At 69.9% G+C, this 13,154-nt stretch carries 10 protein-coding genes; 7 read left to right on the top strand and 3 right to left on the bottom strand.

Translation table 11 applies throughout. The features are described 5' to 3' along the window. Positions 1–39: 39 nt before the first annotated feature. Positions 40–2,829 carry an nSTAND1 domain-containing NTPase gene (locus CMC5_RS35040; protein WP_050434478.1) on the bottom strand — a complete coding sequence of 930 codons (2,790 nt, stop codon included), beginning with the start codon at positions 2,827–2,829 and terminating at the stop codon, positions 40–42. Between the two features lie 396 nt (positions 2,830–3,225). On the opposite strand from CMC5_RS35040, the gene CMC5_RS35035 reads away from it, so the two are divergent. The 3 genes from CMC5_RS35035 (at position 3,226) to CMC5_RS35025 (ending at position 5,957) form a co-directional block, all read left to right on the top strand. Beyond that, positions 3,226–3,645 (top strand): hypothetical protein, encoded by a 420-nt coding sequence (locus CMC5_RS35035; protein WP_156339091.1) that lies wholly within the window; start codon positions 3,226–3,228, stop codon positions 3,643–3,645. A gap of 134 nt (positions 3,646–3,779) precedes the next feature. Next, positions 3,780–4,724 carry a DNA alkylation repair protein gene (locus tag CMC5_RS35030; RefSeq protein WP_050434476.1) on the top strand — a complete coding sequence of 315 codons (945 nt, stop codon included), beginning with the start codon at positions 3,780–3,782 and terminating at the stop codon, positions 4,722–4,724. Positions 4,725–4,745: 21 nt separating this feature from the next. Further along, complete coding sequence (locus CMC5_RS35025; RefSeq protein WP_156339090.1) at positions 4,746–5,957, top strand: restriction endonuclease subunit S; 1,212 nt, start codon at positions 4,746–4,748, stop codon at positions 5,955–5,957. A gap of 25 nt (positions 5,958–5,982) precedes the next feature. Here the strand turns inward: CMC5_RS35025 and CMC5_RS35020 are convergent, their stop codons facing one another. After that, positions 5,983–7,500, bottom strand: coding sequence for an ATP-binding cassette domain-containing protein (locus CMC5_RS35020; protein ID WP_050434474.1), 1,518 nt, complete (start codon positions 7,498–7,500; stop codon positions 5,983–5,985). A gap of 216 nt (positions 7,501–7,716) precedes the next feature. Between CMC5_RS35020 and CMC5_RS35015 the strand changes: the two genes are divergently transcribed. Next, positions 7,717–8,199 carry a PaaI family thioesterase gene (locus tag CMC5_RS35015; RefSeq protein WP_050434473.1) on the top strand — a complete coding sequence of 161 codons (483 nt, stop codon included), beginning with the start codon at positions 7,717–7,719 and terminating at the stop codon, positions 8,197–8,199. Between the two features lie 43 nt (positions 8,200–8,242). Here the strand turns inward: CMC5_RS35015 and CMC5_RS35010 are convergent, their stop codons facing one another. Then, complete coding sequence (locus tag CMC5_RS35010; RefSeq protein WP_169796751.1) at positions 8,243–8,659, bottom strand: PH domain-containing protein; 417 nt, start codon at positions 8,657–8,659, stop codon at positions 8,243–8,245. Positions 8,660–8,818: 159 nt separating this feature from the next. Here CMC5_RS35010 and CMC5_RS35005 point away from each other — a divergent pair, with 159 nt between their 5' ends. From CMC5_RS35005 to CMC5_RS34995, 3 genes are all read left to right on the top strand, one after another. Next, on the top strand, positions 8,819–10,306 hold the full coding sequence (locus tag CMC5_RS35005) for a type I restriction-modification system subunit M (protein ID WP_218920134.1): 1,488 nt from the start codon (positions 8,819–8,821) through the stop codon (positions 10,304–10,306). Positions 10,307–10,382: 76 nt separating this feature from the next. Next, the gene (locus CMC5_RS35000; RefSeq protein ID WP_050434470.1) at positions 10,383–12,701 is read left to right on the top strand and encodes a type VI secretion system Vgr family protein; all 2,319 of its coding nucleotides are present in this window, start codon (positions 10,383–10,385) and stop codon (positions 12,699–12,701) included. After that, a complete protein-coding gene (locus CMC5_RS34995) occupies positions 12,698–13,141 on the top strand; it encodes a hypothetical protein (protein WP_050434469.1) in 444 nt (147 codons plus the stop codon). The genes CMC5_RS35000 and CMC5_RS34995 overlap by 4 nt, the downstream gene beginning before the upstream one ends. Positions 13,142–13,154: the final 13 nt, after the last annotated feature.

Genomic DNA, 13,154 nt, shown 5'->3' with positions numbered 1-13,154 from the left:
TGCAGGCCGTCGTTCGCGGGAGCGAGGGGAGGCCTTCGTTCACCAGGTACTGACCGGCGCGAGAGGCCCAGGGGCCGGGGCAGGGGAGGGGGCTGGGGCTGCGGCGGGCTGAGGGGGCTGGGGCGCGGGGAAGGGCTCGGCGCTCGGTGGGGAGATGGGGGCAGGCGCGACGTCCTGCGGGCGCTGCGTTCTTCCCCGGGGGAGGAAGCGGTCGGCCAGCACGACCCTGGGGGAGGCGACGTGGGGACTGGCCACCTCCTCCTGCACGGCCTGGATCTCGCGGAGGATCTCGCGCTTGCGGGCGCTCTCGTCCTCGCGGTTGAGCTGGGCGATGAGGGTGTTGATGCGCTCCTGGGCCTCCTCCAGGCGCAAGTTCTGCTGCTCGGCGAGGCGCAGGTTCTCCTGATCGCGTGTGAGCATGGAGCGCACCGCCGCTTCTTCGGCGCGCACCGCCCGCACATAGGCCGCCCCGACGCCCAGCAAGCCCACGACGGCCACTGTGGCGGCCACGCTGGCCACGAGCCTCGTCCGGCGCTCTGCCCGCTGGCTGGCGCGCAGGAAGGCGAACGCGCGCTCGGAGAGCCCGAGGCCCGGGTGTTTCCGCAGCTCGCCAGCCATGGTCAGCCGCCGCCGTTGCCACAGGGCGACGACCTCGGGGTGCGCATGCCACCGGGCGGCGTCTCGCTCCAGCTCCTCGGCGAACAGCCGCTCCTCGCGGGCCTCGGCGACCCACCCGCGCAGCCTCGCCCACTGCGCCAGCAGCGCCTCGTGCGCGAGGGTGAGCCCCTCCTCGCCGGGCACCACGAGGCGCGCCGCTTCCAGGGCCTCGACCACGCCGAGCGCCTCGGGACCCGCGAGTTCGGAGAGCTCGTCCCGGCCCCGCGCCGCGCGCGTTCCCTCCGCCGTCGTCAGGGAGAGGAGCACCTGGCGCGCCGTCTCCAGCGTCTCCGGCCGTGACGCCGAGAGCGCGAGCAACGTCGCCTCGGCGTGTCGCTCCAGGGCGCCCGAGACGCCGCCGATCGCCAGGAGACCGGCCCGCGTGATCCGCCGTGCCTCCCTGTCACGCTTCTCCCAGAGCGCGCCGAGCGCGAACTGCGCGAGCGGCATCGCGTCCGCCGCCTGCCCGAGTGCGGCGAGCACCTCCTCCCTCAGCCGCTCGTCCTCGAAGGCGTAGCCGTAGGCAGCGAGCGCCTGATCGACGATCTCGCTCCACTCGATGGCGCTGACGGGCTCCACGAGCAGCAGCCCGCGCGGCAACCCCCGGCCGAGCGGGGCGATCCCGAGCAGGGGATCGAGCAGATCACGCCGCGCGGCGACGACGACCCGGACGCCGGGCAGTACCTGCTCCCCCAGTTGCTCGACGAGCCGCGCTGCCCAGTCCCTGCTGGACTTCTCGGCGACGGTCGACAGCTCCTCGAGCTGATCGACGAGCAGCACCGTGCCTCGATCCTCGACCTGCGCGCGCTCGGCCAGCGCCGCCACCACCGCCTCGGGGCCCTGGTTCACCGCGTCCCCCACGAGCGGCGCGAGCGCGGCCCCGAGCGCCATCCGCGGGTCCCGTCCCGGCTCGACCGTCACCGTGTCCCAGCGGGAGGGCCAACCTCCGAGCGCGCCCTCCGCGAGGGCGGGCAACACCCCTGCGCGCGCGAGGCTGCTCTTTCCGCTGCCCGAGGGCCCGACCAGCGCCAGCAGACCTCGGCCGCGCAGCACCTCCAGCGCGGCGGCGACCTCGCGGGTTCGCCCGAAGAACACGTCGCGATCTCGCCCTTCGAAGCGGCCCAGCCCCCGGAAGGGACCTTCTCGCTCGGGCGGCAGCGCGCGCGCTTTTCCTGCCAGCTCGCGCCGGATGTGCTCCAGCTGGATGGCCACCTGCTCCGCGGAGCGGGGCCGGGCGTCGCGCTCGATCGAGACCAGTGCATCCACCAGCTTCGCGAGGGCCTCCGGCGTCTCTGGCGCCAGCGCCTTCACGGGGGGTGGCGCCGCGAGGCCCGTGAGCACTGCCGGCTCCATCCGCCCCGTCTTCGCGGCCGCTGGCACGAGCCCCGTCAGGCACTCGTAGAGCATCGCGCCGAGCGCATACAGATCCCGAGTGGGCATCGGGGACGCGTCTCGGCCGAGGCTCGCTGGGTCCATGTATCCCAGCGTGCCCGACTGCATGCCGGCGAACTGCAACGTCCGGTCCGGATCAGGGAGCGCCTCGCCCAGCTCCACGGCGACGGCGAACGCCATGTCCGCCTCGCCGATCCTCCGCTCCTCCGTCGTCACGCCATGCGTCCACTCTGCGGCCGCGATGCCGAAGTCGATGAGCTTCACCACCCCGTTCGCCTCGACGATGTTGCTCGGCTTGACGTCCCGGTGCACGAGCCCTGCGCGGTGCACGGCGCTGAGGGCCGAGGCCACGGCCGCACCAATCGCCAGCACATCCCCGGGCAGGAGCCGATCTTCCGCGGCGAGGCGCGCATCGAGCGACGTGCCGGCCACATGCTCCATGGCCAGTCCCATGACCCCCAGCGGCTCGTCGATGGGCAGCGCATAGAAGCGGACCACGTTCGGGTGCTCCACCTGACAGAGCGCGCGTGCCTCCTCGACGATGCGGGTCCGTCCTGACGTCGAGGTGTCGCTCTGTCGCATGCTGTCCGGGCTGGGGTCGAGCGAGAACAGCTTCACCGCGGCGGTCCGTAGCGCCGTGCCGCCGTACACCTCCTGCGCCAGCCAGACAGGAGCGAAGCCTCCACGCCCGAGGGGCTCCAGCAGCAGGAACGGCCCGAGCCGACGCTCGGCGTCGGGCCGATCCAGCAGGCTCGCGAGGGCAGGAGAGAGAGGAGGCATACCGTCGACCACCGCGCGGTGGTTTGCCGGACGATGCGGCAACTCCGCGACGGGGTCCAGAGGGGAGCGTCGTTCGCGCTTCTGACCCGTCCTTCCTGGGGGAAACGGCGCTCTGCGACGTCCAGCAGCCGTGGTCTTCCCCTTCGAGCGGTGCCCCTCCAGGCCGTCCGCGACGCGCCACCTCAGGTCGGCGCAGCCCGCTGGCCAACGGCCAAGATCTCCGCACACACCTGCGAGCGTTCATGCATCGCGCGCACGTTACGTGCGCTCGTCAGACTTGGCGCGAAATCTCGTCACGATCCTGGGGAGGTCCCATGCAGTTCGAATGCAAAACCAGGGGGGCTCCCCGGAATAAGAGAAGGAGGATCTCCCTCTGCATTCACGGGTGGTGTTCAGATGAGTCAAGCCGAGCGAATTGCATTGCTCGCGGCAGAGCGACCTGCACTGCTGCGCATGATTCAGAAGGCTCGCTGCGAGCAGCCTGACAAAGTGATCGTCGCGTACCTGATCACGGTGCGCGAACCCAGTGGGTATCTGTTGGCGATCGCCTTGCAGCGCCGCCTTGGTCATCCCGGCCCGGAGCTACTGCTTTTCCGTGCTCTCTCTGGTCACGGCCCACCCCAAGCGCTGATGCGTGGCGTCGTTTCAGCGACGGAGCTGGTGGCGCTGCTCACGGATCTTTCCCCGAATCTGAGCCGATTGGCCGCGGATGTTCCCTGCAGTGAATCCTCGAGCCCACCGATTGACACGCTGAGCGTCCTCGTGGCGGCCGGCGGTGGTGCCGAAGTCTTCGTCATTCCAGCCGCGGAAAACTGAGTTCGCTCGTATCGAGGAAAGTCGACACGACTGGACGTAAGGCATGGGCGCCGACCCGGGAAATGGGCCGTTTCCGCGTTGAGCCTTTTGCACGATGCGCAGCAATCACGATAAAGTCGCTCCCTGCGATCCCCATGAACATCGACGATCTGATGGCCGAACTCGAGCGGCTCGGCAGCGAACAAACCCGCAAGACGTACAAGCGGCACGGCTCGGGAGACAACGTGTTCGGCGTGAGCTTCGCCCACCTGGGGATGCTCAAGAAGCGCATCAAGACCGATCACGCGCTGGCTCGGCAACTCTGGGCCACGGGCAACTCCGATGCGCGCACCTTGGCCACGATGATTGCCGATCCAGCGCAGTCCACGCTGGCCGAAGCGGAAGCGTGGCTGAAGGGGATCACCTTCCCGACGCTCATCGACCTCTGCTCCAGAGACGTCGTGTCGAAGTCCGCCTACGCCCGGGAGGCAGTGGAGCGCTGGTGCGCGTCGAGAGACGAATTCATCGGCCGAGCTGGGTGGGTGTTGCTGGGTCAACTCGCCGCGGGTGAGTCCTCCTTTCCCGATGACTACTTCGCGGGCCGGATCCAGGAGATTGAAGCGACGATTCATGGCGTGAAGAACCGCACCCGCGAGACGATGAACCAGGCGCTGATCCGGATCGGTGGTCGCAGCCCGGCGCTCCGTGAGCTGGCGCTCGCCGCGGCGGTGCGCATCGGGAAGGTCGAGGTCGATCACGGCGATACGGCCTGCAAGACATCGGACGCCGTGGAGACCATCGAGAAGATCTGGGCCCGGAACCCGAAGGGGACGAACGGCGCAGCGAGCACCACTGCGACCTCCAGCGGTGGACGTACGCGTCGCGACGAGGGAAGAGCGACGACGTCTGGAGGCACCCGAGGGAAGGTCGTGGGGTCATCCGCGGCAGCCAAGAAGGCCACAGGTACGAAGAGCGCAGCAGGCACGAAGACGGTGCCGGGGGCGAAGAAGGCGGCGAGTGCGAAGAAGGTCGCAGGCGCGAAGAAGGCCGCGAGCGCGAAGAAAGCGGCGGTCCGCGCTGACGGTCCGCGTCGAACCTGACTGACCCCCCAACAGCAGAACGTGACGACGACGAATCCAGGGCGTGCATGCGTGCTGCCCCCCGGGTGGACTGCAACCCCTCTCTCCAACGTGGCAGAGGTCAATCCACCCCGGTCCTTGCAGCGAGGGGCGAGCGCGCCTTTCGCGGACATGGCAGCGGTGGATGCCGTCCTCCCTCGACTGGGAGCGCTCGGCGCGCGCACGTACCAGGGGAGTGGTTCGCGTTTCCAGAACGGCGATGTCTTGATCGCGCGCATCAGCCCCAGCCTGGAGAACGGCAAAGCTGCTCTGGTCGATGGCCTCCCGGCTGGCGAAGTGGGCTTTGGATCCACGGAGCTGACGGTGCTGTGTCCGCGGCTCACCACCCCGGAGTTCCTGTACTACCTTCTCAAGTGGGAAGGCGTTCGAGCCCTTCTCATCGCGCGTCTCGTCGGGACCTCCGGCCGGCTCCGCGTCCCTGCCGCCGCCTGGGCCGAGGTGCTCGTCGCGGTTCCAGGTCTCCCGGAGCAGGCCCGGATCGCGAGGATCCTCGCCCGGGTCGATGGCGCCATCGCTGCGGCGCAAGCACTGGAAGCGCAGCTGCGCGAGGTCCGCTCGGCGCTCGCCCATGAACTCTTCGCGCCTACCCATCCCCAGCGACGGGGGGACGAGCTTTTCTCCCTCGGAGGGGGATACTCGCCATCCGCCGTGCAGGTCGACCCTTGCGGCGACACCCTGTTCCTCAAGGTGGAAGACCTCGCCCACCCGGAGAACCGATGGGGAGTTCGCACCGCCTCGCTTCGCTTCCGGGCGAAAGAGCATCCCAGCATTCGCACCTTCGCACCCGGGCACCTGGTGTTTCCCAAGCGTGGCGGCGCGATCGCGAAGAACCGCGTCCGTGTGCTTCTGCGGGACGCCGCGGTGGACCCCAACCTCATGGTCCTCGCTCCCGGCCCCTTGCTCGATCCCCACTACTTCGCCGAGCTGCTCCAGCATCGCGGCCTGTCCAGCTTCGCCTACGACGCCGGCATTCCCCAGATCAACCACCACCACCTGTATCCCGTCCGCTTCGCCGTCCCACCGCGCGAGCTCCAGCGCGCGCTGGGCCACGCGCTGACGACGTTCGATCAGCGTCTGGAGCTGGAGCAGTCCTGGCAAGAGGCGCTGCTCGAGCTCCGGTCCGTGCTGATGACGGCACTCTTCACGGGGCAGCTCCGTGCGAGCGTCATCGAAGCGCTCCCCCTGCGGGAGTGAGCGCTCCCGCCCAGGCGCGCTGGCCTCACGCGACGTCTCCCGACACCTGGACGTCACCCCCCTCCACACGCCAGCGCGTTCGCGTGCATGCCTGCGCGAACGCGGCATCATGGGTGACCAGGATCAGCGCGCCCGGGTACTCGGCGAGCGCCTTCTCCAGCCGCTCGATGGAGGGGAGATCCAGGTGGTTCGTGGGCTCGTCGAGCACCACGGCCCAGACGTGGCGCCCCAGGCCCAGCGCGATCATGAGCTTCCTTGCCTCCCCCGGGGAAGGCCGCGCCGACCCGAGGAGCCTCCCCGGATCCACGCCGAGCGCGGCCACCAGCGACATCACCCGCCCCCGCGTGGCCGGGTCCAGCGCCCGTGCCTCGTCGGCCAGCGCGCTCTCTGCTTCTTCCCCCAGCTCCTGAGGCACATAAAGCACCTTCTCCAGAGGGATCCGTGACGCCTCCAGCAGCGCAGCCACCAGGGTGGTCTTCCCCCCTCCGTTCGGGCCCTCGATGCGGATCCGGTCCTCCCGCCCGACCGAGAGCCTGACCTCGCCGAGCACGCGCTTGCCCGCGCTCCCGCCGGCCCGGATCTCCGGCGCATCGAGCACGAACAGCCAGGGAGATGGAGCGCGCTGGTAGTCCACGAAGACGCTCCTCCCTCGCTCCTTCTCGACATGGATGGCCGACGACGCCGCCTGCGCCTCCTCGAGCTGGCGTCGGAGCAGCGTCACCTGCCGCCCGGCCGTTTTCTCTCCCCACTCGGCCACCACCTTGGCCAGCATGCCGCGTGCGTCGTGGTCACGCGGTCCCTTCGCGCGCTTGCGGGTGCTGCGGTTCGCCGTCGCGGCGTCGTGATCGCGCCGCGCGTCTCCGAGCTGACGCCGCAGCTTTTTCTCTTCTCCTCGTGCGCGCTGATGCGCCTCGGTCAGCGAGCGCACCTCTGCCTCCCAGAGCGACTTCGCGGCGCTGTAGCCGCCCGGATGGGCGCGCGCGGTCCCCTTCTCGACCCGGATGGTCGTGCTGGTGAGCTCATCGAGCAGGACCCGGTCGTGCGAGACGCACACCCCGATCCCCTGGAACTCCCGCAAGGTCGCGACGAGCAGCGCGCGGGCCTCCGCGTCGATGTGGTTCGTCGGCTCGTCGAGCAGCAACAGATCGGGCTCGAAGACGAGCGCCGCGCCGATCTGCCAGCGCTTGCGCTCGCCGGGGGACAGGGTGCTCCACCGCTCCATCGTCGCGGGATCCAGGGAGAGGGCAGCGCGGAGTCGTCGCGCTTCACCCCCCTGCTCCTCGGCGAACGCAAGGATGTCGGGCGTCGCGTGCTCCACGCGCTGCGGGCAGAGGCTGACCCGCGCACCCGCCGGCTCCCTGCGGAGCGTGCCCTCGTCGGGCTTCAGCTCCCCGGTGAGGAGGCGCAAGAGCGTCGTTTTCCCCGCACCATTGGGACCAACCAGGCCAACCCATTCGGTCGTGAGGTGCAGGTCGACCTCCACCAGAATGGGCGTGAGATCGGAATAGGCAAATGAGACCCGAGAAAGACGAATCGACGACATTCAAGCTCCTGAATCGACGTGCAGGGCACGACCCTCGTCGTGCCTGATGCCACGGTGGAGCAGGCGGCCCAGCGACCAGAAAGGCAGAGCCTTTCAGGGTCGGCGGCGGCCTGCAGGCCAGATTCAGGAGCTGAACTTCACTTCGCTGTACCTCGGTCCAAGCCTTGCGTTGTGACGCGCGAATCTCTTAACAGGGAGTCGAGGAACGCGCAACCCATGGCCGATCTCGAACCCAACCCATTCGGTCCAGACCAGCCCTGCTTCGGCTGTAACCCGGATCATCCCATTGGCTTTCATCTTCGTTTCGTTCGAGAGGGCGACGAGGTGGTCACCCGCTTCACCCCCGGCGAGCAGTACCAGGGGCCTCCGGGCATCATGCATGGCGGGCTCGTGACCACCCTCGCCGACGAGGTCGCGGCGTGGGCCGTCATCGGCCTCCTGGATCGCTTCGGGTTCACGGCCTCGCTCCAGGTACGGCTCCACGGTCCCGTGCGGATCGGCGTCGAGGTCGAAGGCCGCGGCAGCATCACCCGTCACACCTCCCGCGTGGCCCACGTCGCGGTCCGCCTGGCTCAGGGCGGTGTGGACACCCTCAGCGGCGAATTCGTCTTCGCCATCCTGGATCAGGCCGGCGCGGAGCGTTTGCTGGGGGGGCCACTGCCGGAAGCCTGGCGGCGCTTCTCACGTCCCCCGACCTGAGCCCCGAACGGAGCGCGGGGTGGTGGGCCGACCTGTGGGCGGCTCACCCCGGCTTCGGATCGTTCACCCCGGCACGCAGGGCCTCTCGTACCGCTGGGCTCTTCGCGACGGCGGCGGGCAGATCGATCTCTCCCCCCTCACGCAGCTTCAGGCGGAGCGACGCAGGCTCTTGCACCACCCGCTCGATCGCTTCCCACCGAACGGAGCGCGAGCCTCGCCCTTCAGGGAACGTCACCCCCTGCTCGTGAACGATCACCAGCCGTCGGCTCGTGGTGCGCCGGAGCAGCTCGCTCGTCACGAGCAGGATGAAGGGGACCAGCCACAGGGACCAGTCCGACAGCATCTGCGGCCACTCTCTTCTATCGGCGAGCAGGAACGTCACGACCAGCAACGCCATCGCCGCGAACGCAAATCCCTGGACCACGAGGGCGATCACCAGCCACGGCCTGGACGGGCTCACGATGCTTTGTAGCCGTCCCAGATCTTCTCGCTTCTTGCTCTTAGCGCTCCGCATTTGCACCGAATTCGTCACAGCTTAGCCGACGCACGTCACTTCGTCCTGTCACGGCGAGCGTGACACGCAATTCTGCTGAATGGGCTCTCCCCTCGGGCATCGCGCATGACGTACCCTCCGCGGGCCGTCATGCCTCCGAACCGGAAGGATCTCACACCCGACGAGCTGCAGCGCCACCTGTGGGGCTCGGCCGAGTTGCTGCGCGGCGCGATCGACGCGGGCGATTACAAGCTCTACGTCTTCGCGCTGCTCTTCCTCAAGCGCCTCTCCGATCACTTCGATGAAGAGCGCCCCCGCGCCACCTTCTTCGTCCCGCCCTGCGCACGCTGGGAGGTCCTTCGCTCCGCGGCCTCTCCCGGGGAAGCGCTCAACACGGCGTGCATCGCCCTCGAAGACGAGAACCCCAGGCTTCGAGGCGTCCTCGCCGGCCTCGACTTCAACGATGCGCGCCGCCTGGGTGATGCGAAGAACCGTGACGCACTGCTGTCACGTCTTCTCCGACATTTTTCCGAGCTGGATCTGGGCGACGCCTCGCTCTCGGAGCCCGACGTGCTCGGGAAGGCCTACGAGTACCTGGTCGAACGGTTCGCCGACGACGCGGGCAAGAAGGCAGGAGAGTTCCGCACGCCCACCCAGGTCGTCGACCTCGTCGTCGCCCTCTGCAACCCGGAGGCGAAGATGCGCATCTGCGATCCGACCTGCGGCTCCGGCGGCATGCTCCTCGGGTGTGCCCGGTACGTCACCCGCAACGGGGGCGATGCCAGCGCGCTTCGTCTCCACGGCCAGGAGCGCAACCTCGCCACGTGGTCCATCTGCACGATGAACCTGCTCCTCCAGGGGCGACTCCACGACCGCATCGAGAAGGGCGACACCATCCGTGACCCCCGCCTGATCGACGAGCGCGGGCGCCTCCTCCGCTTCGACCGGGTACTCGCCAACCCGCCCTTCTCCCTCGCGCGGTGGGGCCAGGAGGTCGCGCTCTGTGACCCCCACGATCGTTTCCGGCACGGCGTTCCCCAGCGCGCCAACGGCGACTTCGCCTTCATCCAGCACATCGTCGCCACCCTGGATGTGCGAGGGCAGGCGATCATCGTCGTCCCGCACGGGGTCCTCTTCCGAGGCGGTGTCGAGGCGGACATCCGGCGCCAGCTCCTCGCCGAAGACCTCTTCGAGGCCGTCATCGGCCTCCCTCCCAACCTCTTCTACGGCACCGGCATCCCCGCCGCCGTCCTCGTCTTGAACCGCGCCAAGCGGGCCGAGCGCAAGGGCAAGATCCTCTTCATCGACGCCTCGCGCCACTACGAGGAGCGCCCGGCCCGCAACCGCCTCCGCCCCGAGGACATCGACCGCATCGTGCAGGCATTTCGCGCGTTCTCCGACGTCCCCCGTTACGCCCAGGTGATCGCGCTCCGTGACATCGCCGACCAGCACTTCCTGAACATCAGCCGCTACGTCGACGCCAGCGAGCCCAACGAGCCCCTCCGGCCGAACCTGGGAGCGGCCATCGCCCGCTTGCGGGAGCTGGAGACCGCGCGGGCCGTCGCGGATGCCCGCCTCCAGGCGGTGCTCCGGGACCTGGGCTACGACGGCTGAGCGTCATCCCCTCGCGCTATCCCCTTCTCCCCCCCCTGCGGTACGCTGACCTTTCCGACGACGAAAGGATGACCGCGTGACCGTTGCGCTCCTTTTTCCGCAGCACGGCCTCGACCTCGCCGCCCTTCGCCTCTCCCTCACGGACCGGATCGGCGCTGGCTTCAGTGCCGTCGTCGAGACCTCGGCGCGTGGCGCACCACCGCCCGAACAGCTCCTCGGTCAGCCTGTGAGCCTCGTCGTCCAGGCGCCCGGCGGCGAGCGCACGATCCGTGGCATCGTCGCCCGCATCGAGCTCCGCGCCTCCACGGAAGACGACCAGGTCCTCGTGGTCACCCTCGGCCCCACACTCGCGCCTCTCGCGCACCGGGCCGACCTCCGCATCTTCGAGCACCGCACCGTCCTCCAGATCGCCAGCGAGCTGCTCGCCGACTGGAACCTCGAGCCCGTCGTGCGTTGCGACGAGAGCGCGCACCCGCCGCACGAGTACCGCGTCCAGTACGCCGAGACGCAGCTCGACTTCCTGCGACGCATCCTCGAAGAAGAAGGCATCTCCCTCCTCCTGGAACCTTCTCCCGAGGGACCGGACCGCATCGTCCTCGACGACGCCCCGAACCTCCGCGAGCCCCTCCTCGACCTCGCCCACGCCGCGCGGCTCGCCGACGCCGAGGGCCCTGCCTACGCCCAGCTCAGCTCGTGCCACGCCCTGGCCCCCACGGCCCTCTCCCTGCGTGACCACGACTTCGCGCTCCGCGCCGACGTCGAACTCGTGGCCCACGTCAGCGCCGAGGCCCCGCACGCCCCGCTCCCCACCTACGCGCAGGAGCTCGGCGCCTTCTTCGTCGACGCCCCCCCACCCACGGACAGCCCTCAGCTCGCCCCAGGCGCCCGCAGCGACGCCACCCGTGGCCAGCGCGTCGCCGAGCGCCGCCTCGCTGCCCTTCGCGCTGGCGCCGCGACCTTCACCTTCCACACCAACGTCGCGGCGATCCATGCGGGCGCCGTGCTTCGTCTCCGCGACGTCGCCCATCCCCTTCTCGTCACCGCCGTGCACCTCGACGCTGGCCCCGAGCGTGGCCTCGCCGTTCGTGTCGACGCCGTCGACGCGCGAAACGCCTACCTGCCCCCGCCCACCATCCCTCGCCCCCTCGTCCGTGGCGTCCAGACCGCGCGCGTCACCGGCCCGGCCGGCCAGGAGGTCCATGTCGACGCGCACGGCCGCGTCCGCGTCGAGATGCTCTGGGATCGCCGCCCCCCCGGCGAGCGCAGCACCTGCTGGGTGCGCGTCGCCCACGGCTGGGCGGGCTCCGGCCTCGGCCTCGTTGCCATCCCTCGCGTCGGCCAGGGCGTCCTCGTCGGCTTCCTCGACGGCGACCCCGACCGCCCCGTCATCGTCGGCCGGCTCTTCGACGGCTCCTCGCCCCACCCCTATCCCTTGCCCCAGAACGCCACCAAGACGGGCCTTCGTACCTCGACCCTCCCGGGCGGTGAGGGCTTCAACGAACTCTCCTTCGAGGACGCCCAGGGCCGCGAGCTGGTGTACCTCCGGGCCGAGCGCGACCGGGAGACCCTCGTCCGGGCCAACGACCGCCTCCGCATCGACGGCAACCGCGACAAGGCCGTCCTCGCCGACGAGACCATCGCCGTCGCTGGCAACCGCGGCGCGCGCGTCGGGAGCACGGACGTCGTCGAGGTCGGCGCCCGCTTCACCGCCGCCGTGGCGGGCGGGACCACCAGCATCGACATGACCCAGGGCAACATCCGCCTGACCACCGGCGCGGCCAGCCTGGAACTCGACGGCCCGGACGCCCGCCTCGTCGCCGAGGGCGCCATCGACGTCACCGCGCGGACCGTCTCCGTGCGCGGCACCACCACCCTCCGCATCGAAGCCGGGACCGAGATCCACATCGAGACCGCGCAGGGCGACGTGGTGCTCCAGGGCGGCCCCTTCGTCCGGATCAACCCCGCCGACGCCGAACCCCTCGGCGACGAGCCCGACGTCGGACGACTCCCCATCGCCCTCCCTGCCGACGTCGACCTCGTCGCCAGCCTCGACGACGCCGCCGACGCCGCGAGCTTCGACCCCGACCGACCCGGTGGCATCGGCGAGCTGCTCACGCCCGGCGGTGCCTGGGACTTCCTCGGCCGCGGCGACGCCTGGCGCACGTTCCACTTCTTCCACGCCGGCGCCGTCTCCAGCGCGGCCGGCCTCCCGCTGGGCGCCATCCTCCGCCAGGAAGGCCAGCGCTACGAGACCCGCGTCGGCAAGGACCCGGAGCGGGGTGATCCGGGCAACGGTCTGTGGGGCGGCAAGGCGCCCTACGGCCTCGAACCTGCCGACGCCGAGGCCCTCGAGCAAGGCGCCACCTGGTTCGCCAGCACCTTCGGAGCGTCATGAGCAAGCGCCACCGAAAACACGAGACCGTCCTCGCCGAGCGCATCGCCGACGCTGCCGGCTTCGAGATGTTTCGCTTCGTCCGCGAGGCGGACGAGACGCTACGAGCGACCCTGGCCCTCCAGCCCGACCTCGCTGCCAGAAAGGTCGCTTATGGTCTCTGGCGCGCTGGCGAGGACACCCTGGACCCGGGCGCCACGGGCTCGGTCAAATGCCTCGGCAGCGCCTGGGACGACGACGCTCGGGAGGATGCCATTCGGCGCGTCGTTTACCGTCACGAAGACGAGCTTCGGTTCGCAGAGGAGGGTCTCGAAGTCCTTCTCGGTGAGGAGCCAGCGGACGGCGACGACGACGACGAGAGCGACGACGACGACGAGAGCGACGACGACGACGAGAGCGACGACGACGACGAGAGCGACGACGACGAGAGCGACGACGCCTGAGCCGCGAGGAAGA

This window comes from Chondromyces crocatus (assembly GCF_001189295.1).
Classification (GTDB): domain Bacteria; phylum Myxococcota_A; class Polyangia; order Polyangiales; family Polyangiaceae; genus Chondromyces; species Chondromyces crocatus.
The sequence above is the reverse complement of the archived record's forward strand: the minus strand, read 5'-3'. Positions and strand labels throughout refer to the sequence as shown.

Excerpts from the sequence above, each read along its gene's own strand:
- CMC5_RS35040 (WP_050434478.1), bottom strand. The coding sequence starts at position 2,829 with ATGCCTCCTCTCTCTCCTGCCCTCGCGAGCCTGCTGGATCGGCCCGAC.
- CMC5_RS35035 (WP_156339091.1), top strand. The coding sequence starts at position 3,226 with ATGAGTCAAGCCGAGCGAATTGCATTGCTCGCGGCAGAGCGACCTGCA.
- CMC5_RS35030 (WP_050434476.1), top strand. The coding sequence starts at position 3,780 with ATGAACATCGACGATCTGATGGCCGAACTCGAGCGGCTCGGCAGCGAA.
- CMC5_RS35020 (WP_050434474.1), bottom strand. The coding sequence starts at position 7,500 with ATGTCGTCGATTCGTCTTTCTCGGGTCTCATTTGCCTATTCCGATCTC.
- CMC5_RS35015 (WP_050434473.1), top strand. The coding sequence starts at position 7,717 with ATGGCCGATCTCGAACCCAACCCATTCGGTCCAGACCAGCCCTGCTTC.
- CMC5_RS35005 (WP_218920134.1), top strand. The coding sequence starts at position 8,819 with ATGACGTACCCTCCGCGGGCCGTCATGCCTCCGAACCGGAAGGATCTC.
- CMC5_RS34995 (WP_050434469.1), top strand. The coding sequence starts at position 12,698 with ATGAGCAAGCGCCACCGAAAACACGAGACCGTCCTCGCCGAGCGCATC.